This is a genomic window from Rhodococcus sp. IEGM 1306 (assembly GCF_036541985.1).
Classification (GTDB): domain Bacteria; phylum Actinomycetota; class Actinomycetes; order Mycobacteriales; family Mycobacteriaceae; genus Rhodococcus_F; species Rhodococcus_F qingshengii.
This window is the reverse complement of record NZ_JAZHFF010000006.1, coordinates 313,369-336,628: the sequence shown is the minus strand read 5'-3', so window position 1 is coordinate 336,628 and position 23,260 is coordinate 313,369. Positions and strand designations below refer to the sequence as shown.

Annotated in this window: 23 protein-coding genes and 1 riboswitch; of the genes, 15 read left to right on the top strand and 8 right to left on the bottom strand. The window is 63.6% G+C overall.

Features of this window, described 5'->3' with window-relative positions; translation table 11 throughout:
- The first annotated feature begins 1 nt into the window (after position 1).
- Positions 2 to 298: an antibiotic biosynthesis monooxygenase family protein gene (locus V3587_RS19570; RefSeq protein WP_019748908.1), complete on the top strand. Its 297-nt coding sequence runs from the start codon at positions 2 to 4 to the stop codon at positions 296 to 298.
- 149 nt (positions 299 to 447) lie between these two features.
- Here the strand turns inward: V3587_RS19570 and qcrB are convergent, their stop codons facing one another.
- The 4 genes from qcrB to ctaE all read right to left on the bottom strand — a co-directional run bounded on the left by qcrB (position 448) and on the right by ctaE (position 4,778).
- On the bottom strand, positions 448 to 2,052 hold the full coding sequence (qcrB, locus tag V3587_RS19565; RefSeq protein WP_007730057.1) for a cytochrome bc1 complex cytochrome b subunit: 1,605 nt from the start codon (positions 2,050 to 2,052) through the stop codon (positions 448 to 450).
- A gap of 59 nt (positions 2,053 to 2,111) precedes the next feature.
- Positions 2,112 to 3,254 (bottom strand): cytochrome bc1 complex Rieske iron-sulfur subunit, encoded by a 1,143-nt coding sequence (gene qcrA, locus V3587_RS19560; protein WP_007730058.1) that lies wholly within the window; start codon positions 3,252 to 3,254, stop codon positions 2,112 to 2,114.
- Positions 3,251 to 4,102 carry a cytochrome bc1 complex diheme cytochrome c subunit gene (gene qcrC, locus V3587_RS19555; RefSeq protein ID WP_003941682.1) on the bottom strand — a complete coding sequence of 284 codons (852 nt, stop codon included), beginning with the start codon at positions 4,100 to 4,102 and terminating at the stop codon, positions 3,251 to 3,253. Before qcrC ends, qcrA begins: the two co-directional genes overlap by 4 nt.
- Before the next feature lie 64 nt (positions 4,103 to 4,166).
- On the bottom strand, positions 4,167 to 4,778 hold the full coding sequence (gene ctaE / locus V3587_RS19550) for an aa3-type cytochrome oxidase subunit III (RefSeq protein ID WP_007730060.1): 612 nt from the start codon (positions 4,776 to 4,778) through the stop codon (positions 4,167 to 4,169).
- A gap of 127 nt (positions 4,779 to 4,905) precedes the next feature.
- Between ctaE and V3587_RS19545 the strand changes: the two genes are divergently transcribed.
- Positions 4,906 to 5,394 (top strand): hypothetical protein, encoded by a 489-nt coding sequence (locus V3587_RS19545; protein WP_054826532.1) that lies wholly within the window; start codon positions 4,906 to 4,908, stop codon positions 5,392 to 5,394.
- 139 nt (positions 5,395 to 5,533) lie between these two features.
- On the top strand, positions 5,534 to 6,625 hold the full coding sequence (trpD, locus tag V3587_RS19540; RefSeq protein WP_003941751.1) for an anthranilate phosphoribosyltransferase: 1,092 nt from the start codon (positions 5,534 to 5,536) through the stop codon (positions 6,623 to 6,625).
- 8 nt (positions 6,626 to 6,633) lie between these two features.
- On the opposite strand, the gene V3587_RS19535 is transcribed toward trpD, so the two are convergent.
- Together V3587_RS19535 and V3587_RS19530 are read right to left on the bottom strand one after the other, a co-directional pair.
- On the bottom strand, positions 6,634 to 6,909 hold the full coding sequence (locus V3587_RS19535; protein WP_003941677.1) for an Lrp/AsnC family transcriptional regulator: 276 nt from the start codon (positions 6,907 to 6,909) through the stop codon (positions 6,634 to 6,636).
- 78 nt (positions 6,910 to 6,987) lie between these two features.
- Positions 6,988 to 8,748, bottom strand: a complete 1,761-nt coding sequence (locus tag V3587_RS19530; RefSeq protein WP_167349886.1) for a DEDD exonuclease domain-containing protein — start codon at positions 8,746 to 8,748, stop codon at positions 6,988 to 6,990.
- A 521-nt stretch (positions 8,749 to 9,269) separates the two neighbouring features.
- Positions 9,270 to 9,448: riboswitch (cyclic di-AMP (ydaO/yuaA leader) on the top strand.
- Positions 9,449 to 9,462: 14 nt separating this feature from the next.
- Between V3587_RS19530 and V3587_RS19525 the strand changes: the two genes are divergently transcribed.
- The 4 genes from V3587_RS19525 (at position 9,463) to V3587_RS19510 (ending at position 14,036) form a co-directional block, all read left to right on the top strand.
- Positions 9,463 to 10,020 carry a C40 family peptidase gene (locus V3587_RS19525; protein WP_003941754.1) on the top strand — a complete coding sequence of 186 codons (558 nt, stop codon included), beginning with the start codon at positions 9,463 to 9,465 and terminating at the stop codon, positions 10,018 to 10,020.
- A 324-nt stretch (positions 10,021 to 10,344) separates the two neighbouring features.
- Positions 10,345 to 11,397, top strand: a complete 1,053-nt coding sequence (locus tag V3587_RS19520) for a C40 family peptidase (protein WP_003941704.1) — start codon at positions 10,345 to 10,347, stop codon at positions 11,395 to 11,397.
- A 74-nt stretch (positions 11,398 to 11,471) separates the two neighbouring features.
- A complete protein-coding gene (locus V3587_RS19515) occupies positions 11,472 to 12,830 on the top strand; it encodes a peptidase MA family metallohydrolase (protein WP_283377205.1) in 1,359 nt (452 codons plus the stop codon).
- Positions 12,831 to 12,908: 78 nt separating this feature from the next.
- The gene (locus tag V3587_RS19510; RefSeq protein ID WP_064444143.1) at positions 12,909 to 14,036 is read left to right on the top strand and encodes a glycosyltransferase family 4 protein; all 1,128 of its coding nucleotides are present in this window, start codon (positions 12,909 to 12,911) and stop codon (positions 14,034 to 14,036) included.
- Positions 14,037 to 14,132: 96 nt separating this feature from the next.
- On the opposite strand, the gene V3587_RS19505 is transcribed toward V3587_RS19510, so the two are convergent.
- Positions 14,133 to 15,944, bottom strand: coding sequence for an AMP-dependent synthetase/ligase (locus V3587_RS19505; protein ID WP_047887999.1), 1,812 nt, complete (start codon positions 15,942 to 15,944; stop codon positions 14,133 to 14,135).
- Between the two features lie 159 nt (positions 15,945 to 16,103).
- On the opposite strand from V3587_RS19505, the gene V3587_RS19500 reads away from it, so the two are divergent.
- From V3587_RS19500 to V3587_RS19465, 8 genes are all read left to right on the top strand, one after another.
- Positions 16,104 to 16,490, top strand: coding sequence for a hypothetical protein (locus V3587_RS19500; protein WP_003941776.1), 387 nt, complete (start codon positions 16,104 to 16,106; stop codon positions 16,488 to 16,490).
- Between the two features lie 63 nt (positions 16,491 to 16,553).
- The gene (locus tag V3587_RS19495; RefSeq protein WP_003941701.1) at positions 16,554 to 16,991 is read left to right on the top strand and encodes an SRPBCC family protein; all 438 of its coding nucleotides are present in this window, start codon (positions 16,554 to 16,556) and stop codon (positions 16,989 to 16,991) included.
- Positions 16,992 to 18,242, top strand: a complete 1,251-nt coding sequence (locus V3587_RS19490; RefSeq protein ID WP_161120631.1) for an ArsA family ATPase — start codon at positions 16,992 to 16,994, stop codon at positions 18,240 to 18,242. It abuts the gene before it with no gap.
- Positions 18,239 to 18,634, top strand: coding sequence for a hypothetical protein (locus tag V3587_RS19485; protein ID WP_007730069.1), 396 nt, complete (start codon positions 18,239 to 18,241; stop codon positions 18,632 to 18,634). Before V3587_RS19490 ends, V3587_RS19485 begins: the two co-directional genes overlap by 4 nt.
- A 124-nt stretch (positions 18,635 to 18,758) precedes the next feature.
- Positions 18,759 to 19,799, top strand: coding sequence for an ROK family protein (locus V3587_RS19480; RefSeq protein WP_020969875.1), 1,041 nt, complete (start codon positions 18,759 to 18,761; stop codon positions 19,797 to 19,799).
- Between the two features lie 94 nt (positions 19,800 to 19,893).
- Positions 19,894 to 20,700, top strand: a complete 807-nt coding sequence (locus V3587_RS19475) for a lysophospholipid acyltransferase family protein (RefSeq protein ID WP_003941692.1) — start codon at positions 19,894 to 19,896, stop codon at positions 20,698 to 20,700.
- A gap of 66 nt (positions 20,701 to 20,766) precedes the next feature.
- A complete protein-coding gene (locus V3587_RS19470; protein WP_003941683.1) occupies positions 20,767 to 21,258 on the top strand; it encodes a polyadenylate-specific 3'-exoribonuclease AS in 492 nt (163 codons plus the stop codon).
- Between the two features lie 90 nt (positions 21,259 to 21,348).
- Positions 21,349 to 22,734 (top strand): class II 3-deoxy-7-phosphoheptulonate synthase, encoded by a 1,386-nt coding sequence (locus V3587_RS19465; protein WP_007730070.1) that lies wholly within the window; start codon positions 21,349 to 21,351, stop codon positions 22,732 to 22,734.
- 83 nt (positions 22,735 to 22,817) lie between these two features.
- On the opposite strand, the gene V3587_RS19460 is transcribed toward V3587_RS19465, so the two are convergent.
- The gene (locus tag V3587_RS19460) at positions 22,818 to 23,246 is read right to left on the bottom strand and encodes a protein-tyrosine phosphatase family protein (RefSeq protein ID WP_283377204.1); all 429 of its coding nucleotides are present in this window, start codon (positions 23,244 to 23,246) and stop codon (positions 22,818 to 22,820) included.
- Positions 23,247 to 23,260: the final 14 nt, after the last annotated feature.

Here is a 23,260-nt window from a genome sequence, read left to right as displayed (position 1 = left end):
GATGATTCTCGAACATGCCGTCCTGCAGGTCGATCCGTCGCAGTCAGCGCGTTTCGAGGCCGCATTCGACGTGGCCCGAACCATCATCTCCGAGGTTCCCGGATTCATCAGGCTGCGGCTCTCGCACTGCCTGGAATCACCGGAGCGATATCTCCTGCTGGTCGAGTGGGAAGACGTGGAGTCACACACCATCGGGTTCCGTAAGTCGCCAGGATACGAGAAGTGGCGAGAACTTCTCCATCACTTCTACGAGCCGTTCCCGACGGTGGAGCACTATTCGACTGTGCTCGAGGTCTAGCAAAGCGTAGTGCCTGCTGTTGTCGGCGCTCAGACGACGAGCCGGGGGAGTGGTGCCCACTTGGAGGTTGTCCATACTGAATCGCTCAGAGAACGAGTGAGGCCCCGAACCGGAATCCGGTTCGGGGCCTCACTGGTCAACTGACGTTCTTAGTGGAGTTCTCCACTGGAACCATCGGACTTGCCGTTGGTTCGGTTCTGGTAGTCCAGAAGGATCTGAAGCTGCTCGTGCTCAGCTTCGTGATGAGCGGCTTCGAGAGCCTCGCTCTCCTCGACTGGGTCAGCGGTGATCAGGCTACCGCTACCGGGCTTGCCGGCGAGGCCGAGCTTGTTCATCTTCTTCGGGACAGCAGCACCCTGGTACTCGAGCGGGATCGGGTGTCCGTGCTCGTCGACGGGGCCGAGCGGCTGGTGGATCTCGATGTACTGGCCGTTCGGCATCCGCTTGATGATGCCGGTCTCGATGCCGTGTTCGAGGACTGCACGGTCACTGCGCTGCAGGCCGATGCAGAACCGGTACGTCACGAAGTACGCGATGGGCGGAAGGATGACCATGCCGATACGGCCGATCCACGTCATTGCGTTCAGCGAGATGTGCAGGTGGTACGCGATGATGTCGTTGATGCAGGAGATCGTGAGCACCAGGTAGAACGCGATGGACATCGCACCGATAGCGGTACGGACCGGCACGTCGCGCGGGCGCTGCAGGATGTTGTGGTGAGCGTCGTCTCCGGTGAGACGCTTCTCGATCCACGGGTACGCGATCAACAGTGCGAAGACGAGGCCCATGATCAGGGCGACGGCGAACACTGCAGGGATCGTGTACCGGTTGAACAGGTAGATCTCCCACGCCGGCCACAGTCGAGCAAGGCCGTCCGTCCACATCATGTAGATATCGGGCTGGGAACCTGCCGAGACCTGTGACGGGTTGTACGGACCGATGTTCCACACGGGGTTGATCTGGAACAGACCACCGAGCAGTGCGAGCACGCCGAAGGTCATGGCGAAGAACGCGCCACCCTTCATCGCGAAGACCGGGAGGATGCGGACGCCGACGACGTTCTGTTCCGTACGGCCGGGGCCGGGGAACTGCGTGTGCTTCTGGTACCAGACCAACGCGAGGTGGCCGGCGATCAGAGCCAGGATGATGCCCGGGAACAGCAGCACGTGAGCGACGTAGAGACGCGGGATGATGAGGTCGCCGGGGAAGTCGCCGTCGAAGATCAGCCAGTGCATCCAGGTACCGACGATCGGGATACTCATCGTGATACCACCGAAGGCGGCGCGGAGGCCGGTGCCCGAGAGCAGGTCGTCGGGGATGGTGTAACCGAAGAAGCCTTCGAACATCGCCAGGATGAGCAGCAGGCAGCCGATGACCCAGTTCGCTTCACGTGGGCGACGGAAGGCGCCGGTGAAGAAGATGCGAGCGAGGTGAACGATGATCGACGCCGCGAACATCAGTGCAGCCCAGTGGTGAATCTGGCGAACGAAGAGACCGCCGCGCACCTCGAAGGAGATGTTCAGGGTCGTCTCGTAGGCGCGAGACATCGTGACACCGCGAAGCGGCTGGTATGCGCCCTGGTAGACGACGTGTGCCATCGACGGATCGAAGAACAGCGTCAGGAACACACCGGAGATCAGCAGGATCACGAAGCTGTAGAGCGCGATCTCGCCGAGCATGAAGGACCAGTGCGTCGGGAAGACCTTGTTGATCTGCCGGCGCATGCCTGCGGCGAGGTGGTAGCGGGAGTCCATAGCCTCCGCTTGTCCAGCCGCTGCCGCGCTGATCTTGGACGGTTTGGTTGTTGTTGTGGTCACGGTCGACGCTCCCAAAATGCCGGGCCGAGTGCTTCGATGAAGTCACCGTCGGCGACCAGGAAGCCCTCTTCGTTCACTGTAATAGGCAACTGCGGAAGTGCGCGAGCAGCGGGACCGAAGATCGGCTTGCCGTAGGTCAGTGCGTCGAACTGCGACTGGTGGCAGGGGCACAGAATACGGTTGCTCTGCTGTTCGTAGAGCGAGGTGGGGCAACCCAGGTGGGTGCAGATCTTCGAGTAGGCGAAGTAATCGCCGTAGTTGAAGCTTTCCTGGCCCTTACGCTTGGTGACACGCGCGGTGTCTTCCGTGCGGAGGCGGATGAGCATCACCGAGTTACGAATGCCGCGCAGTGCTGCGAGCAGAGCGTGCTCGTCGCCACGGTCGGACTCGCGGAACGGGAAGACCGTTTCCATCGAACCGGCATCGAGATCTTCCGGGCGAACGAGGACGATGTCCTCGGGACGGCCGGTGTCACGACGCAGGTAGATGGTCTCGCCCGGGTAGTTCGGGGTCCAGCCGGACACCCACAGAGGTGAGTCGTCGCCCTTGGCCCACGGGTTCTTGATGAGTCCGCCGAGGGGCATGACCATCATGACGCCGAGTGCGCCGCCGCCGAACATCAAGCTGCGCTTGATGGCCTTGCGGCGGGGGAGGGTGGACGTCTCGAGGGTGTCGCCGAGCTCGGCGACGATCGTGCGACGATCGACCTCGGTGGAACCACCGTCGTGGCGGTCCTGGATCGAGACCTCTTCGGGGATGAACTTCTTCGTGAACTGAACGGCACCGATGCCGACGCCGAGGATCGCCAGACCCATGGTCAAGCCGATCAGCGGGGTGTACAGGCTGTACTTGCCGTAGTTCTCGTCACCGGCGCCTGCGTACTCCCAGGGCCAGAACAGGTAGATCGCGATGAACGCGATCGCCGAAACGCCGGCGAGGCCGAACCAGAAGGCGACGTTGCGCTCGGCGCGCTTTTCCGCCCTGGTGCCCTTTACCGACCAACGATCACGGCGGTAGACGACATCGACGCCATCGAGATTGGTACCCAGCTTGACCAGGTCGTCGCGTGACATCGCGTCGAGCTCTTCATCTGTGTACTTCTTAGGCGTATCGCCGCCATGCTGGCCAGCGTCGCTCATGACCTTGCTCCGATCCACAATGCTGCACCGACGACAGCGATGATTCCGACGGCCCACATGGCGAGACCCTCAGAGGCCGGACCGAGGCCACCGAGCCCGTACCCACCGGGGTCCTTCGACTCGCCCGACGACTTGACGTAGGCGATGATGTCCTTCTTCTCCTCGATCGTCAGCTGACGATCCGAGAACTTCGGCATGTTCTGGGGACCGGTAACCATGGCAGCGTAGATCTGCTGCTCGCTGGCCGGATCCAGGACCGGGGCGTACTTGCCCGAGGACAGTGCGCCACCGCGGCCGGTGAAGTTGTGGCACGACGCGCAGTTGAGCCGGAAGAGCTCACTGCCGCGTCCGACGTCGCCACCGCGCAGCGAGGACTGGGCGATTTCGCCGTTCTCGTCGCGGATGAGCGTCGGGCCGCCGCCGTTGGCCTGGATGAAAGCGCCGAGGGCGTCGGTCTGCGCAGCATCGAACTTGGGGTCCTTGCGTGCAGCCTGGGCCTCGTTGCGAGCTGCCGGCATACGACCAGAGGAGACCTGGAAGTACACGGCTGCTTCGCCGACGCCGATGAGGCTGGGACCGCGGTCCTGCACGCCCTGCAAGTTCGCGCCGTGGCACGTGATGCATGACGTGTCGTACAGCTGCTTGCCTTCACGAATCAGGGCTGCTGAGTCGTCACTGGCGGTCGCAACCTGCGGAGCTGGTGTCAACGCCGAAGCGAGGAAACCTGCGCTGATCAATCCCATCATCAATACGAGCGCGCCAGTGACGCGCCGGCGGATTTTCCGCTGGCGACGCGACTTCGCGGCATTCGCTGAGTTATCGGATGCGGGAGGGGGGGATGAACTCATCTGTATCCCTTTGGTATGTCGGGACGGAACTGGACGTCAGGGGCTGCCTGGGGCGTACAGCTGATTAACGGATGAAATAAATCGTGGCAAACAGCGCGATCCACACGATGTCGACAAAGTGCCAGTAGTACGAAACAACGATCGCGGCGGTGGCCTGGGCGGGCGTGAACTTGCTGACCCGGGTACGTGCGATCAAGAAGACGAAGGCGATGAGACCGCCGATGACGTGCAGACCGTGGAAGCCGGTGGTCATGTAGAACACCGAGCCGTACACGCTGCTCGAAATCGTGGTGCCCTCGTGCACGAGGTGGTAGTACTCGTAACCCTGGCCGGCGACGAAGAACGCCCCCATGACCAAGGTGATGGTGTACCAGCGACGAAGTCCGAAGACGTCGCCACGCTCAGCCGCGAAGACACCCATCTGGCAGGTGAACGAAGATGCGATAAGCACCAAGGTCACCGGCACGGCCAGATAAAGGTTCAATTCGGTTGGCTCCGGCGGCCAATTTCCGTTCGCCTGAGCTCGTGCCACGAAGTACATGGCAAAGAGCCCTGCGAAGAACATGAGCTCACTTGACAACCACACGATGGTGCCAACGCTGACCATATTCGGCCGGTTCAGCGAGTGCACGCGTTGGGTGATTGCCGATCCTGAAGTCCCTACTGCGCTCGTCACAGACAGAAGTATGACGCTTCGTCGTAAGAGACGACCACTCGGGTCCACCATCGGCGCGTCGCTCGGCTCGAGTTCGCGGGATCGAGCGGCGAACGCGCTGGTGGCGTGGTCGGAATATGCTGGCGCGATGGCAGCTACACACAAGAGTAGACCGTGGTTCCTGAGAATTTTCGGCACGAAGATTCCGACACCGCTCGATGCAGGGCGGTCGGATCTGGTCGTCGTTGCCGAAGGCTTCGACGACGCCGAGGCGAGCTCGACGGCTCTCGAACGTGCCGCCTCCACCGAGCCGGAGTTCAGGGCGGAGTCCGAAGTGGTTCTGCGGCATCATCTCGACCTCCCGGAGGGCTCGGTAGCCGATGCCGAGAGCATCGTCGCCCAGGACGGATATGTGCGAGGCTCGAGTCGGCCCGAGGACGTGACTCCGGTGGTCGAGAATTCGGTTCGCGTCGTCTTCGAGCGTGTCCAGGTGCTTGACGCCCTGCATTGCTCCCAGGAGCGGTCACGAATGGCTGGTCTGGCGCAGCGACTCGGTGGTTCGGTCGCCGGGTGGGACGCGCTCCAGCCCCCGATACTTGCGGAGGCGCCGCCCAAACGCGGTCGCAGAAAGTCCTGAGCGGCCCTATTCGGTTTCCTCGTTACCTCACTGACTAGGCTGCGAGGGTCATCGGCAGCACAAAATGGCAGCGCGAAACGACAGCTCGAAACGACAGCTCGAAATCCAGCCCACTTGAACGACAGGGGACCAAGGCACTATGGCCGGCACCGACGCATCCAACGCCGTGAACGTCGATTCGAGTGCAGTGGTGCGGTCCTGGCCGATGATTCTCGGTTTGCTCACGGACGGCAGTGACTTGTCGGAAGCCGACAGTCGCTGGGCTATGGGCGAGATCATGTCGGACAACGCCACCTCCGCTCAGATCGCTGCTTTCGGGGTCGGTCTGAAGATGAAGGGAGAAACCCCCGCGGAGTTGGAAGGGCTCGCCGCCGCGATGCTCGAACACTCCAGGCGCGTGCCGGTCGATTCCGACGTCGTCGACATCGTCGGCACGGGTGGTGACCGCTCCAACACGGTGAACATCTCGACGATGGCCTCGATCGTGGTTGCCGCGTCCGGTGTGCGAGTTGTCAAGCACGGCAACCGCGCTGCTTCGTCCAAGAGCGGTGGCGCCGACGTGCTCGAGGCGCTCGGCGTTCGCATCAACCTCGGGCCGGAGCAGGTTGCGAGGTGCGTCGAAGAGGTCGGCATCGGCTTTTGTTTCGCGCCGGTCTTCCATCCCGCACTGCGCTTTGCGGCGGTGCCTCGCAAGGAAATCGGCATTCCGACGGCATTCAACGTCCTCGGTCCACTGACCAATCCGGCTCGTCCGCGTGCCGGGCTGATCGGGTGCGCATTTCCGAAACTGATCTCGGTCGTCGCGGGAGTCCTTGCGCAGCGCGGTAATTCGGCGTTGGTGGTACGGGGAGACGACGGACTGGACGAACTGACCACATCGACGACGTCGACGGTTCACATCGTCGGGGGTGGAAGTGTGCGAACTGTCACGCTGGATCCGCGTGACCTCGGAATCGACCGCGTTCCTCTCGAAGAGTTGCGTGGAGGCGACGCCGAAATCAACGCCACCGTCGCCAGAACGCTGCTTTCCGGGCAGAAGGGGCCGGTCCGGGACGCGGTCCTGCTGAACGCGGGAGCGGCCATCGCGGCATTCAACGGTGTCGGCGACGATCTCGAGAGTGCGATCTCTGCCGGGATGACTGCAGCCGCTGCCGCGATCGACAGCGGCGCGGGCGCTGAACTGCTTCACAAGTGGGCGGCGCTCACCGCCGAGCTGGCCGACCAAGCCTGATCGAGGGGCTATTCACCCAGCGAGAAACCGGCCTCGACGTCTGCGCTGGAGAATGACTGGAACGCAATGTGTGTGGCGGTTCGGAGAACGCCGGGCACCTTGTTGATTCCTCCGGTGACCACGTCGGCGATCTGGGCGTGGTCACGCACTTTCACGATGGCGATCAAATCGACGTCACCTGCGCACGAGTAGACCTCGGTCACTCCGGACAGGTCGGCGACGGCCTGCGCGGTTTCCGGGATCCGAGCGGACTCGGCGTGAATCATGACGATGGCGTTGATCATTTCTCTCCTCGATTTCCCTGCGGGTTGTGATGACCCGGTGGTTTCGATCGAGCTTAGGGGTGCCGCCCCGCCGTTACGTCATCGATGTTCGGATTCGGTTCCGGCTCGGGCGAGTCGGCACCAGGCTTCCCACTTGCCGGCGCCGCTCACAGGTTCGACGTATCCGGATGTCGCCGACACGATTCGGACACCGTCCGACGAGAGCCACCTTGCGATCAGTCCCAGTTCTTCGGGTGACGCGCCGCGGAACGGGGCGTCGTCCGGTAGGACGGTTTCGGCCGCCGCGGTGATGGCGTCGACGACGGGCATCGGGTGAGTCCCACGTCTGGCGAGCCCGGCGGACGCGAGACGCCCGGACCGGATCACCGACAGCTCCCAGCCGCCGTCTCCGGTGGGGCGGGCGAGAACGAGTTGTTCGATCGCCGCGACTGCGGCGAGTCGCTGAGTGCGCCGCACTGCGGTGGCGACTGCGACCGTTCGGTCACGCAGACGAGCAGCATTCTCGAACAACGCGTGTGCGGACAGCTCGTCGATCCGGGCCTGCATCTGTTGGAGGGGAGCGTCGTTGGTTCCTCGGAAGAATCCACGCACGGCCTCAGGGGCGGCCGCGTAGTCCTCTGCGTTGATTTCCGGGGTCCAGGAGGCTGGACATGCCCCCAGTTCGCGAGCGGGGCAGTCAGGGCCGTGAACGGCGCCGCGTCCGAGACGCTTGGTACACGTGCGCAGACGACTGAACTCTGCGACGGTGTCGGCGACGTCGACTGCGTCGGCGCGAGAGGTGAACGGGCCGATCGAATCGGCCGTGGGCGTGCGAACCACGGACAGTCTCGGAAACGCCTCGTCGGTGAGGGTGATCCACCAACCTCGCTTGGGAAACTTGGAGCGACGGTTGTACGGCGGCGCATGCGCGCTCAGCAGTCGTAGTTCACGCACCCCGGCTTCGAGAGCGTGCGCGCACTCGACATGGTCCACGCGGGTGGCCAGCGCGACCATTTCCTTCATCCGGCCGCGGGTCTCCGAACCGGTGAAGTAGTTGCGGACGCGGCGTCGAAGGTCGGTAGCAGTTCCTATGTAGAGGGCTTCGTCGGAAGGACCGCGGAAAAGGTAGACACCGGGGCTTCGCGGCAGGTTTGCGGCGAAGGACCGTTTGGCCCGTTGATGCGAGGAAATGTTGGGCAGGTAGTCGACTAGTTCGCTGTAACTGTGGACACCCTGGTTTCCGACCCTGTCGATCAGTCCGTGGAGGACGTCGACGGTCGCACGCGCGTCGTCGAGAGCCCGGTGCGTCGGCTGGGTGGTCACTTGGAAGAGATGGGCGAGTGCGGAGAGCTTCACCGAAGGTGCTTCGTCGCGTGTGAGTACGCGCCGGGCGAGTTTGACGGTGCACAGGACACGGAACGCGGGCCACGGGCGCGCGCTGCGTGACGCCGCTGCTTTGAGGAAACCGATGTCGAACGGCGCGTTGTGTGCCACCAGCACCGCGCCCTCGGCGAACTCGAGAAATGCAGGCAGGACACGTTCGATGGGAGGTGCGCCGATCAGCATGGCCGTGGTGATTCCGGTCAGTTCGACTATGTAGGGCGGAATCGACCGGCCGGGGTCGACGAGTGTTGCCATTTCGCCCAGTACCTCGCCGCCGCGGATCTTGACGGCGCCGATCTCGGTGATGGAGTCCTGGTCGGCGCTGCCCCCTGTGGTCTCGAGGTCGACGACGACAAATGTTGTCTCGCTCAGCGGTGTGTCCAGTTCGTCGAAGCTCAGTTGCCGCCCGACGTCGAACTTCTCCCCGTCGGAGAACGGGGGCGGAGACGGAAATTCTCGGGCCGAGGCGGGACTCACACCGCAGACAGTAGAAGTACCCCCCGACACGAATTCGAGAGTGCAGACACGGAATCCGACCCGCACGGACTTCCATTGCGAAATCGGTGGATGAACGCCCGACAAAAGTAGGAGAGACGAGGATCACACTTGCGGTGGGAACTCGCGAATGTGGACGCGCGCCTACTTGTGAGTAGGGCGAGTCGAGGGGTCTTCGGTGCGTCTGTCGATGGCTGAAACCGCGTCCGTGACCGGAACAAGTTCTAGTTTCAAGTAATCATCGTTGAACTGCATGGAAGATCGGATTGTCGGGTTTGGTGAGCCTTGGCAGTGGGTAGCGGGCGCGGGTTTGACGGCCTGGAGTGGGTCGCCGAACCGACCTGTTGTTATCTCCCCGTGACCCGCCGGGCGTATCGCGGGCGCGGCACCACGATTTCCGGCGAATCGGGCGCGATTGTCACGAAGCGGTCGACATCGTCGCGATCATTTCGTAACCTTCCTGAGACCTAACGAAGTCTTGCCGGACCAAACAGGACCGGCATCGTCAGGAACCGCCTAATCGGGATCTCCGCGAGGAACCCGAACCGGGAACCCAAGTTTCCACTGGGGTGAATCCCGCCTGGGGTGCAGCACGCAGGATCGCTGCAGACCACGCGGGTAGGGCTGATCTTCCCAGCCCGAACCCGTCAGCTAACTCGGTCGGCGGATGAATGGAAGAAATGGAGCACCCCTTAAGTGGCGTCACAGAGTTTCAAGCGTTCAGCGCAGTTGGCAGTAGCCGGCGCGCTCGCAGTCGGAGCATTCGCTGCAACCGCTGCACCTGCCTCGGCAGACCCCATCACCATCCCCGGCGTCGGCACGTTCGAGGTTCCGGGCGTTTCTATTCCTCAGTTGCCGGTCATTCCGGGCATCACCGACATCGCACCGGCTGCACCGGCCGCTCCCATCTCCAGTGTTGGTGAGCAGGCAGTTCGCGCCGCAGAGAGCAAGCTGGGCTCCCCGTACGTGTACGGCGCAGCCGGCCCGGACGCATTCGACTGCTCCGGTCTCGTTCAGTGGGCATACAAGCAGGCCGGTCTCAACCTGCCTCGCACGAGCTACGACCAGGCTGCAGCCGGCGTTGCCGTCGCACAGTCCGATCTTCAGGTCGGCGACGTGATCTCCTTCTACGGCGGATCGCATTCGGGCATCTACGCCGGTAACGGCAATGTCATCCACGCGTCGACCGCTGGTCAGCCCGTGAAGCTCGCTCCGGTGTCCTCGATGCCGTACGACGGCGCTCGCCGTTACTGATTTCTGAACACGCTCGACGGCTGTCTCCGGTAGGCAGTCGGAACGATCCGCCGCTGTGATGCGGCGGAGCTCGGGGGAGCTCCGGATCTTCGAATGTGGGCCTCGAATCTTCGATTCGGGGCCCATATTTTCGTTTCGCGACAATTCGCCCGGTACTTCACCCCGACACGCCTACCGGCGAGTAGACACAAACGTATGCCGTTCCGTAACCTTATCGAGACATTGCGCGGCCGAGACAGGTACTGTGGATAGTTGACAGCCAGCTAACAGATCGTCGACCGGTCCCGGTCGACGTCGCTTCACCGAGACGGAGAGTTGCATTCCGTGGTTTCATCGAAAAACAACAGTCGAGTACGGGCCGCATTGACAGTGGGAGTGCTGGCGTTCGGACTCGTTGCAGGGCCTTCGATGCAGGCCGGTGCCGACCCCGTCATCACCAACCCCACCGAGGCGCTCGACAAGCTCGGTGAACTCTCCCGGGTTTCCGAGCAGACCAACGAAGCGCTGCACAACGCGCAGATCGACCTCGACGCGAAGCTGGCAGTCGCGAACGATGCGGACGTGCGATCGGCAGCCGATCAGGGTCTTCTCGACGCGGCTTCGGCGCGCGTCGCCGAGTTCGCTCCGGCGGTAAACCGTATTGCCACAGCGAATTACCAGGGTGCGCGAACCAATCGCCTCTTTGCGTTGATGGTGAGCGACTCGCCGCAGCAGTTGCTCGACCAGATGTCTGCGCTCGACGTGATTTCCAACGACGCGGCAGTGCAGGTCTCTCAGTTCAACCAAGCCACTGCCGATGCGCGTGCCGCCTCGGAAGCGTCGAAGCGATCGGCCGAAGAAGCGCGAACCGCCGCCGATCAAGCCCGCGCACTCAGTGACGATTTGCAGCGTAAGCAGAGTGAACTGCAGACGCAGATCGCCGACGTGACCAAAGCCTTCCAGAATCTCACCGACGACGAACGTAACCAACTGAGCGGTACGCCTTTCCCGCCGGACGTCGATCTCAGCAAAATACTGGCTAACTTGACCCCTGGCTCGGGTGCTGCTGCTCTGCAGGCAGGCCTCACGCGGATCGGTGACCCGTACGTCTGGGGCGCGACCGGCCCGAACGAGTTCGACTGCTCAGGTCTGGTGGTGTGGGCCTACAAGCAGATCGGAAAGACTCTGCCGCGATCGAGCCAAGCGCAGGCGCAGGGCGGTGTACCGGTGTCGAGGGACCAACTACAGCCCGGCGACGTCGTGACTTTCTACAGCGACAACTCGCATGTCGGCATCTACGCCGGCGACGGAAACATTCTGCATGCGTCGACGTTCGGCGTACCGGTGAAGGTCCAGTCGATGGCAGGCATGGAGTTCTCCACTGCGCGTCGTTACTGACGGCTTGCTGCGCCCGAGCGGCGTGTGGCCAGCCGCCGTGAAGCGTCGAGTCGAGTTCTCCTACACTCGGCACCGTGCCGACTGAACCGATGACGACGCCCGACGTCGGCGCAGATCGACCACGCCGTTGGGAGTATCCGGCCCTCGTGGCGCTCGGTGTAGCCGTGGTGCTCGTTCTGGGCCTGACGATCTTCCTGACGAACAGGTCCGATTCCGACGAAAACGCCGCCGCCGAACAGGACGCGGAACGCAGCGCTCAAGTCCAGAGCTTTCTCGATGCATGGGCCGCGGCTCAGATGTCCGACGATCCGTCGGGGCTGGCGAAGTTCGTCGACAGTTCCGCCGCACCCGGTGTGCTCGAGGCGGAAGTTCGACGAGCCACTGCAGCGGGAGCGCTCGAATTCTCCGACTGGGGATACGAGATTCCCAGCGGCGGCCTGACTCCGGCGCAGCGAACCGGTGCGCCGGGCGGAGACGTCGAAGTATGGAATGCGCAAGTTCTGTTGCGGTACGCCCTCGACGGCGTCGACGCATTGCCCACGCGCAAGGCAGTGTCCATGACACTCGCGAAACGCGGCGATCAGTGGTCGGTTCTTGCGGACGGGTCGATCGTCGGACTCGACGGCGCCCGAACGGCGGGCGAATCCTGGAACGGCCCCTGGGACTTCGGCCCGCTTGCCGTCGCCGAGAATTCTGCGGGTAACGCGCTGGTGATCGGCCACCCGGGTCAGCAGGCGTTCGTCGACGCTTTGGCTGCCGATGTGGACTCAGCCATCGAGAACACGACGCAGTTGTGGGGGCCGTGGTGGTCCGAGCGCGCGGTGCTCATGGTGGCGGGGTCCGCTGAGGAATTCACCGCACTGGTCGGCTCCCATCACGACGGCGCTTCGATTGCCGCAGTGTCGGTCGCGGATGCGACGGCGGACGGGTCTTCCGACGTGAGCGGCCAGCGGGTGGTCTTCTCGCCTGCCGCGGCTTCGAGGTTGACCGACATCACCAGGCGAACGGTGTTGCGCCACGAACTGATGCACATAGCCGCCCGATCGAAAACCCGTGACGGGTCGCCGATGTGGGTATTGGAAGGGTTTGCCGAATACGCGGGAAACCGTGGATCCTCGCGGGCCTGGGGTGAGATCGCGCCGACTCTGGCGGCAGCGGTACGCTCCGGCGATACTCCGACCGAGTTTCCGGACGACACGCAGTTCAGCGGTGTACCGGTCGTGAGTTCACTGGCGTACGAATCGGCGTGGTCGATCAACGCGTATATCGCCGATCGATTCGGAGAAGCAAAGTTGACCGACCTCTTTCGCGCTCTCGCCTCCGGAAAGATGACGGCCGAAGACCTCGATTCGCGGATCCGAGCGGTCGTTGGCGTCGGAACCGAGGAACTGCGAACTGGATGGATCGACTGGACCAACAGCCATCTGGGCTGAGTAGTTCGCGGCTGGGTCGATTGCAGCGGCGAGGTGCCCTTCGCACGTTTGAAGCACCGAGTGCCCTACGGTGGACGGATGCGCCGGACCCTCTTGGTGACCAACGATTTTCCTCCTCGCCCCGGAGGTATCCAGTCCTATCTCCACACGTTCGCCGGGCATCTGCCGCCGGACAAGTTGGTGGTGTACGCACCGCGGTGGCGGGGCGACTCGCACAAGAAGTTCGATGCGGCACAGCCTTTCGAGGTCGTTCGGCACCCGACGACGCTGATGCTGCCGTCGCCTTTTGTCGCTCGTCGAGCCGCGAAGTTGGTCAAGAAGCACGACTGCGAGTCGGTCTGGTTCGGTGCGGCAGCACCGTTGGCGTTGTTGGCACCGGTTGTTCGACGCGCCGGAGCGAGCCGAGTGATCGCGAGTACTCACGGCCACGAGGTCGGATGGTCGATGATTCCCGGTGCGCGGCAGTCGTTGCGTGTGATCGGTGACCACACCGATGCGGTGACGTTCGTCAGCAAATACACCCGTGGGCGGTTCTCGGCGGCCTTCGGCCCGCAAGCGGCGCTCGAGCACCTTCCTTCCGGAGTGGACACGTCAGTGTTCCACCCGGACTCGGTCGCCCGCGCGGAACTGCGTAAGCGATACGGGCTGGGTGAGCGGCCCACGATCCTGTGCCTGTCGCGGCTCGTGCCACGCAAGGGGCAGGACATGCTCATCAAGGCGCTGCCGACCGTACGCAAGAGCATTGACGGGGCGGTACTGGTGATCGTCGGAGGTGGGCCGTACGAGGACTATCTCCGCCAATTGGCGCGTAAGACCGGGATGGACGATCACGTCGTCTTCACGGGCACGGTGCCCGCCGCAGAGTTGGCGGCGCACCACACGATCGCCGACGTGTTCGCCATGCCGTGCCGTACCCGAGGCGCCGGATTGGACGTCGAAGGACTGGGAATCGTCTACCTCGAGGCCTCGGCTACCGGTGTGCCGGTCATCGCCGGGCGCAGTGGTGGCGCTCCGGAAACGGTGCAGCAGAACAAGACCGGGCTCGTGGTCGACGGCACCTCGGTTCGCGACGTCGCCGAATCCGTGATCGAGGTGCTGTCCGATCGTGATCGCGCGGCCGCGATGGGAGCAGCCGGCCGGGCATGGGTTGCCGAAGACTGGAAGTGGGACACGCTCGCTTCGAAACTGCGTAATCTCCTCGGCTGAGCAACCGGGACTCGAACGCGAACGGCCCGCACCGAATTCGGTGCGGGCCGTTCGTGTCGGCACGTTCGTGTCGGCAGAGGACTGATCGGCGAAAGACTACTTGGCGTAGATCTTTTCGATGTCGGCGGCAAAGCTCTCGTGCACGACGTTGCGCTTGAGCTTCATCGTGGGCGTGAGTTCGCCTGTGTCCTCGGAGAAGTCGACCGGAAGAATGCGGAACTTCTTGATCGCCTCGGCGTGTGAGACGAGCTTGTTGGCCTCGTCGATGGCGTCCTGGATTTCGCCGACCAGTTCGCCGTCCGAAACCAGGTCGGCCGCTGTGGTTCCTGCGGCCTTGTTGTTGCGCTCGTTCCAGGCGGGAAGGGCTTCGGCGTCGATGGTGATGAGGGCGCCGATGAAAGGCTTCTGGTCGCCGACCACGATGGCCTGGCTGATCAGCGGGTGCGCGCGAAGGGAATCTTCGAGCTGAGCGGGGGAGACGTTCTTGCCGCCTGCCGTGACGATGATTTCCTTCTTGCGGCCGGTGATGGTGATGTAGCCGTCCTTGTCGACGGTGCCGAGGTCGCCGGTGTGGAACCAGCCGTTCTCGATCGACTCGGCGGTGGCCTTCTCGTTGCGCCAGTAGCCGGTGAAGACCACCGGTCCCGAGAGGAGGATTTCGCCGTCTTCTGCGATACGAACGGAGTTGCCGGCCAACGGCTTTCCGACAGAACCGACCTTCTGTGCGCCGATGGTGTTGACGGCGAAGGCCGCGGTGGTTTCGGTCAGTCCGTAGCCCTCGTAAATCGTGACGCCGATACCGCGGAAGAAGTGGCCGAGTCGAGCGCCCAGAGGTGCACCACCGGAAATGGCCAGCTGGCACTGCCCGCCGAGCGCTGCGCGCAGCTTCGAGTACACGAGCTTGTCGAAGAGAGCGTGCTTGGCCTTGAGAACGATGCCGGCGCCGCCCTTGTCCTGCGCCTCGCTCCACGCGACGGCAGTGTCTGCGGCCGCGTCGAAGATCTTTCCCTTGCCGTCGCCGTGCGCCTTGGCGCGTGCGCTGTTGTAGACCTTCTCGAACACGCGCGGCACCGAGAGGATGAAGTCGGGCTTGAACTCGCCGAACGTCGGAACGAGGTTCGGGATGTCGCTCGTGTGCCCCAGCGCTGCACCGGCATCGAACGACGCGATGCTGACTGCGCGAGCGAGAACGTGCGCGAGCGGCAAGAACATCAGAGTGCGAACGCCAGGAGTCTTGAGCAGCGTGCCGAGGTTGGAGTCGAGGATGCCCTTCGACTCGGCAATCAGGTTGGAGTGCGTCAGCTGGCAGCCCTTGGGTCGGCCTGTGGTGCCCGACGTGTAGATCAGGGTCGCGGGATCGGATGCCTTCAGTGCAGCGACGCGGGCGTGGACGTCCTCGTCGGAGATGTCGGCGCCCAGTGCGGTCAATTCCTCGACGACACCCTTACCGCCCGCCGCGGCATCGATCTGGTAGACCGTGCGCAGCGCGGGTGCGGCTGCAGCGACGTCCTTCACGGTCGCGGCGTGAGTGTCGTTCTCGACGATGAGGTCGATTGCTTCGGAGTCCTCGAGAATCCAACGAACCTGCTCGGCTGCGGAGGTTTCGTAGATCGGAACCGTCACGCCACCGGCTGCCCAGATGGCGTAGTCGACGAGCGGCCATTCGAAACGCGTCGCCGACATGAGGCCGACGCGGTCGCCCTGCTTGACGCCGATCGCGATGAGGCCCTTGGCGACGGCAGTCACCTGAGCGGCGAAATCGCCTGCAGTGACATCGACCCATGCATTTCCGACTTTGCGCTTGTAGACAACCGCCGCCGGCTTCGTCTTCGCGAAGGCGAAGACCGAGTCGACCGCGGAGGCATCCTCGGGAATGGTGAACGTCTGGGGTGCGCTGAACTCAGGCACGAAATACCTCCGACACTGCGAAATACTGACGAGTAGGGTTTTCGTCTCCTACTGTAGTCGCATGTCCGACGCAGTTGTGGCCAGGCTTACAGTCTGTCCGGTATGTAGTGTTGCGACACCCCTCGACGCTTCGCGGACGCGATATGTGAAGCTACTTCGGTGAGCAGCATTCAGGTCGCAGACCAGACTTTCATCGCCGCCCCGCCCGAGCGGGTCGCCGAACTGTTGTCCTCGCGCGCGCAGTGGCGTCGCTGGTTCAGTGATCTCGAGCTCGAAGTCCGGGAAGATCGCGGTCCCGCAGGATTCCGTTGGGGAGTGTCAGGTCAGCTGGTCGGCACCATGGAGGTGTGGCTCGAACCGGTCATGGACGGGACGATCGCGCACTACTTCCTGCACTGTGAGCCGGTCGGCGTATCGCCGTCCGATCTGGCGACCCTCGACCTCGCCGGGATGAACCGCAAGCGTCGGGTCGATGGCAAGGTCATGTCGTTCCAGCTCAAACGCGAACTCGAAGCGGGACGTGCCGCCGGAGTAGCACCGGACTGATAATCGAAGCACTGCACGTTGTGCAGGTTCTGGACTTTTGACGAAGGAAGGTAGCGCAGTCGTATGGCCGAGAAGACCAAGGGGTTGATCAGCATCGACGCTCCTGCCGACGCCGTGATGGACGTCATCGCCGATTTCGAGCGGTACCCCGAGTGGGTGGCCGCGGCGAAGTCCGTCGAGGTGACGGCGCCGGGACAGGGCGGCCGCGCGGACCGAGTACGTTTCGTCCTCGACGCGGGGATGGTGAAGGACACCTACGAACTGCAGTATTCGTGGGCACCGGACGGTATGGCGGTGAGTTGGGAGCTGATCTCGGGCGAGATTCAGAAGTCCCAATTCGGTTCGTACACACTCGAGCCCGGCCCGAACGGCACCACGTCGGTCACCTACGAGTTGACGGTCGACCTGACGATTCCGATGATCGGACTGTTCAAGCGCAAGGCCGAGAAGATCATCACCGACACAGCTCTGAAGGAACTGAAGAAGCGAGTCGAGGGCTGAGTGCCGGAGCAACGATCGCGCGTCCAACTGTTCGTCGGTAAAGGCGGAGTAGGCACGACGACGCTTGCCGCAGCGACTGCTGTGTCGGCTGCGACCGATGGGGCGAGAGTGCTGCTCGTGTCGATCGATCAGGCAGGTTCTCTTGCAGACGTCCTGGGCGTGCCGAATCCGCGAACGACCACATCTCTCACCGAGCGTCTCGACGTCCGGCAACTCGACACGTCAGCGCTCCTCGAGGACAAGTTCCGAGGATTGTCGGGGTTGCTCGACGCTGCAGGAACTTTCGGAGCGGGAGATCACGAACACGGTTCGTCGTTCGAGGGCTTGGAACCGGAAGAGTTGACGGGATCCCTGGGCATCCAAGACATGCTCGGGCTCGCCGAGATCGTCGACCTCTCGGACAGCGGCGACTACGACCTCGTGATCGTGGACTGTCCGGCCGCCGCCGAAGCGCTGCGGATACTCGGCTCGCCGTCGATGGTGTCGGAGTATCTCGAGCGATTGTGGCCGCGGCACAGGCGGATGGTCGCTGTGACAGGTACGGACATGCGGCTGCTCCTGCTCGTGTCCGTCGTCGAACGCGTGCTCGCGTCGGTGGATCGGATCGCGGTTCACCTCTCGGATCGGGAGAACACCGGCGTGCGTGTGGTGACGTCGGCCGACGGCGTGTCGGTCGCGGCGACTCGTCGGACGTTGTCCGGGCTGGCTCTGGCCGGGTTGCGAGTTGACGGGATTGTGGTCAACAACCTTGTCCCGCAGTTCAACTCGTCCGCCGGGAAGGGTGCCGACGATTCACCGGCGGCGCAGTGGCTCGCCTCGATCCGGGCGGCTCAGGCACTCGTCGTGGACGAACTGCGTGGATCAACCGATGGAATGTCCGTCACAACGGTCGAACGCGCTTGCGCCGAACCGGTAGGGTTGGCCGCTCTGGGCGAGATCGCGGCCACGTTCGAGGGTGGAACGGGCACGGATTCGGGCACCGTCGGTACCGCGGACAACATCGTGGTGTCGTTGGAGTCCGGGACCGGAGTCGATTCGGTGTACGTGATGCGGATGTACCTTCCGCTCGTGGATCCGTCGTCGTTGTCGTTGGGCCGGGTGGAGGACGATGTGCTGGTGGGAGCAGACGGCGTACGACGCAGAGTTCGTTTGGCGTCGGTGCTGCGTCGTTGTGTCGTGAACGGGGCGGAGTTGGACGGCAGTTACCTGATCATCCGGTTCAGCCCGGATCCCGCGGTGTGGCCGGTATGAGCGAAGAGCACGAGCGCCTCGTCGCGGAGTTTCGCGCGCTGGCGGAAACCGTTCTGACGCGCCTGGAACCGGTGCTGCAGAAGGCCGCAGCAGCGACGGCCGACGTTGCGAGTGACTCGGCGTCCACGGACACGCAGCCGGTGTTCACCGGCTGCAGCTGGTGTCCGGTGTGCGCCCTCGCCGCACTGGTTCGCGGTGAGCACCACGAACTGTTGGCATTCCTCGCGGGTCAAGCAGCAGCATTCCTTGCGTTGCTTCGTGAGATTCTCGACGAGTTTCTCGGGGGGCCGTCAGGCCCCGATCGTGGACCCGAAGGCGGTCCGACGACGCCAGGTGCGGAGCGAACTCGCACGGCGGCATTTGTCCCGATCAACGTGACGGTCAAGGACTGACTCAGTACCCCGGGTAGAGCGAACGGCCCGAGATGAGCACAATCGACACAATGGTCACCGACGCACGAGGCACCGATTCAGGGTGCGCACTCCAGCGGACGCCGCTCTCGCGGGAATCGTCGCGATGAGCGCGCGCCGCTTGAAAGCGGTCTCCGACTCCACCATGGACGACATCTTGACGGTCGGCATCGACGTCGGCGGGACGAGTATCAGGGCCTCCGTCGTGGACGTCGACGGACAAGTGCTCGAGATGATTCAAGCCCCGACCCCGCAGTCGGCCAGGGCACTCGAAGACGGTCTCGATCGCGTCGTGCGCGAATTGGTCACCAGGCACGAGGTATCGGCCGTGGGGTTGGCGGTCGCCGGCTTCATCACCTCCGATCGAAGCTCGGTTCGGTTCGCTCCGCACTTGCCGTGGGTGGACGCGCCGGTCGGAAGTGACTTGAGCAAGCGGCTCGGCTTGCCGGTCGTTCTCGAACACGACGCCAATGCAGCGGCGTTCGCGGAGCACCGATTCGGCGCGGCCGCAGGTGGCCGCAATGTCGTGATGGTGGCAATCGGGACCGGAATCGGCGGTGCGCTGCTGATCAACGGTGAGCTGTACCGGGGGAGTCACGGCGTCGCCCCCGAACTCGGCCACATCCAGGTCGTGCCAGGCGGGCGTCAGTGTGCGTGTGGCAAACGTGGGTGTTGGGAGCGCTATTGCAGCGGAACGGCGCTCGTGGACACGGCAATCGAACTGCTGGCCGCCGACCCGGCTGCGTCGACGGTTCTGGCGCGCGAAGTAGCGGTGGATCCGGGTTCCCTCACCGGTCGCCGGATCGCCAACGCCGCGCAGGACGGTGACCCACTCGCTCTGGCAACCATTGCCGAGTTCACACGTTGGCTGGCCGTCGGATTGGCGATGGTCGGGGACGTCTACGATCCCGATCTGGTCGTGATCGCAGGCGGCGTCGCGAGTTCTGCCCCACTGTTTCTCGACGACGCCCGTGAGCAGTACGCGACATTGTTGACCGGGGCGAAGCACCGCCCACTGGCCCGCATCCGTTCCGCTCAGCTGGGCGAAGCTGCGGGCATGGTCGGCGCCGCCGCATTGGCCCGATCGGTAGTGCCTCAGGATCTCGGTGGGGTCGACGGCGCTGGAACCACGTCTGCCGGACTGTGATCGGGTCGATCCTGCAGGGGCGTGTGTAGCGGGGGTTACCGGTCGGCAGTAAGGTCGTACTCAGCGAAATTCAGCTGTGAATGGGAGGGACGCCGTGTGGTATTGGCTCTTCAAGTATGTGTTGCTGGGGCCGATTCTCTGGCTGCTCGGGCGTCCGACGGTCAAGGGTCACGAGAACATTCCGACTGACGGGGCGGCCATTCTGGCCAGCAATCACCAGGCGGTTCTGGACTCGTTCTACCTTCCGCTTCGCGTCAACCGCCGCATCACGTTCCTTGCCAAGAGTGAGTACTTCACCGGTTCCGGTCTGAAGGGCGCTTTCCAGAAGTGGTTCTTCACCGCGGTCGGTCAGGTCCCCATCGACCGAACCGGTGCAGACGCGGCGCAGGATGCACTCAACGCCGGTCTCAAGGTCCTCGGTTCGGGCAGCCTGCTGGGTATCTACCCCGAGGGGACGCGCTCGCCTGACGGTCGCCTCTACAAGGGCAAGACCGGAATGGCGCGCCTCGCACTTGAATCGGGCGTCAAGGTGATCCCGGTAGCGATGGTCGGCACCGACAAGATGAATCCGATCGGCTCACGGATGTGGCGTCCCGCCAAGGTCACCGTGATTGTCGGCGAACCCATCGATTTCTCCCGCTTCGAAGGCATGGGCGGAAACCGCTTCGTCGAGCGCGCTGTGACCGACGAGGTGATGTACAAGTTGATGAAACTCTCCGGCCAGGAGTACGTGGACATCTACGCGGCAAGCCTCAAGAACCAGGCGCCCACGAAACCCGAAGCTGCCGTCGACGTTCCGGCGGAAGGCGGCGAGTCGGTTGTCGATCTCGTGGCCTCGGCCGAGTCGAAGGAATCCGCGAAGTCCGACAAGGATTCGCTCCCGGACGCACAAGCCAGCTAGAGATTTCCCACACCGGCCGCACGCGCATTGGCTCCAGAGCCTGCGCGTGCGGCATAGTTTTCGGACGTGCGCTACTTCTACGACTGTGAATTCATCGAAGACGGTCGAACCATCGATCTCGTGTCAATCGGCGTTGTCTGTGAGGACGGCCGAGAGTATTACGCTGTCTCGACGGAGTTCGATCCCGCCCGTGCCGGTAGTTGGGTGCGCAAGAACGTGCTGCCGAAGTTGCCGCAGCCTTCGTCGCCGCTGTGGAAATCACGCGAGAAGATCCGCGACGATCTTCTGAAATTCTTCGTTCCGCGGCCGATGGTGGTTCCGGAGCTCTGGGCGTGGGTCGCCGCCTACGACCACGTCGCGCTGTGCCAGTTGTGGGGCGATATGACCGAACTACCGCAGTCGATGCCGCGGTACACCCGCGAACTCCGACAGTTCTGGGAAGACAACGGCAGTCCTGCCCTCCCGTCGGCGCCCGCCGACGCACACGACGCACTTGCCGACGCCAGGCACAACCTCGTGAAGTTCGACGCCATTTCGGCTGCACGGTCACTTCGCTGACCCCGGTTTCGGTGCGCGGGAAGTGTTCCGATTGGGCTGCGATCGAGAGCCTGTGTGACGCGCCGACGAGCGAGCGAATATCCTGTAGAGGTGAACTGGACTGTCGACGTGCCGATCGACCGCTTGCCCGAACTCCCGCCGCTGCCTGCCGGACTGCGTAAGCAGCTCGACGAGGCGCTCGCGAAGCCCGCTGCTCAGCAGCCCTCGTGGCCTGCTGACCAGGCGGCCGCCATGCGGACTGTGCTCGAGAGCGTGCCTCCCATCACGGTGGCCAGCGAAGTCGAGGCGCTGCAAGAGCGTCTCGCGCAGGTCGCGCGTGGTGAGGCATTTCTGCTTCAGGGCGGTGACTGCGCCGAGACCTTCGCGGACAACACCGAGCCGCACATCAAGGGAAACATCCGCACGTTGCTGCAGATGGCCGTCGTGCTCACCTACGGTTCCTCGATGCCGGTCGTCAAGGTCGCTCGCATCGCCGGCCAGTACGCCAAACCGCGCTCTGCCGACATCGACTCGTTGGGTCTGAAGTCCTACCGCGGCGACATGATCAACTCGCTCGTCGCCGACGAGGCAGTCCGCGCCCACGATCCTTCGCGACTGGTGCGTGCATACGCCAACGCCAGCGCCGCGATGAACCTGGTTCGCGCACTCACCGGCGCCGGCATGGCCGACCTGCACAAGGTGCACGATTGGAACCGCGAATTCGTCGCAGCGTCGCCCGCGGGCGCACGCTACGAGCAACTGGCAGCCGAGATCGACCGCGGCCTGCAGTTCATGAACGCGTGTGGCGTCACCGATCCGAGCCTGCACCAGGCACAGATCTTTGCCAGCCACGAGGCCCTGGTTCTCGACTACGAGCGCGCGATGCTGCGTCTCGACAACGACAGCGATCACCCCAAGCTCTACGACCTGTCGGCTCACTTCCTCTGGATCGGTGACCGCACTCGTCAGCTCGACGGCGCGCACATCGCCTTCGCCGAGTTGGTGTCCAACCCGATCGGCCTCAAGATCGGCCCGAGCACGACGCCGGAAATGGCGGTGGAATACGTCGAGCGTCTCGACCCCACCAACAAGCCAGGTCGTCTGACTCTGATCTCGCGCATGGGCAACGGCAAGGTCCGCGACCTGCTGCCGGCGATCATCGAGAAGGTCCAAGCCACCGGTCACCAGGTCATCTGGCAGTGCGATCCGATGCACGGCAACACCCACGAAGCCTCCACCGGGTACAAGACGCGCCACTTCGACCGCATCGTCGACGAGGTCCAGGGATTCTTCGAGGTCCACAACGGTCTCGGCACGCATCCGGGTGGCATCCACGTCGAGCTGACCGGTGAGAACGTCACCGAGTGCCTCGGCGGCGCGCAGGACATCTCCGACCTCGATCTCGGCGGTCGCTACGAGACGGCGTGCGACCCCCGATTGAACACCCAACAGTCGTTGGAGCTCGCGTTCCTCGTGGCCGAGATGCTGCGAGGCTGAAACCCTGCTTCGCCGAAGCTGATTCGCGCCGGCATAGATTTTCGGCAAACGCCCTCACCCGCTCGCGCAGGTGGGGGCGTTCGCTATTGCGTGAATCGTGTGACGAATCGGCGCTGCCAGGGCATTTCGACGGCGCGAGGTGAGTAACGTGCGCGAACGTACGCGGTGGCGTCCTTACTGGGCACTCCGTCCATGACGGCAAGAGCGGCCAACGCTGTTCCGGTGCGGCCGTATCCACCACCGCACGCGATCTCGACGCTTTCGGTTTCCGAGCGCACCCACACTTCGTGCAAGGCCCTGCGCAGCGCATCGGGATCGCTCGGCAACCAGAAATCTCGCCAGCGGACCCACTCCGACTCCCACTCGGTGTCGGGAGGTTCTTTACCGGTCAGATAGACGCCGAAGGTGGGGAGAGGTCCGGAAGGAAGTGGATTGCGGAGTCCTCGACCCCGAATCGATCTCCCCGACGGCAAGTCGAGTATCCCAATGCTCTCGGGTTCCCACGTGGCCATGAATTCAGATTAGG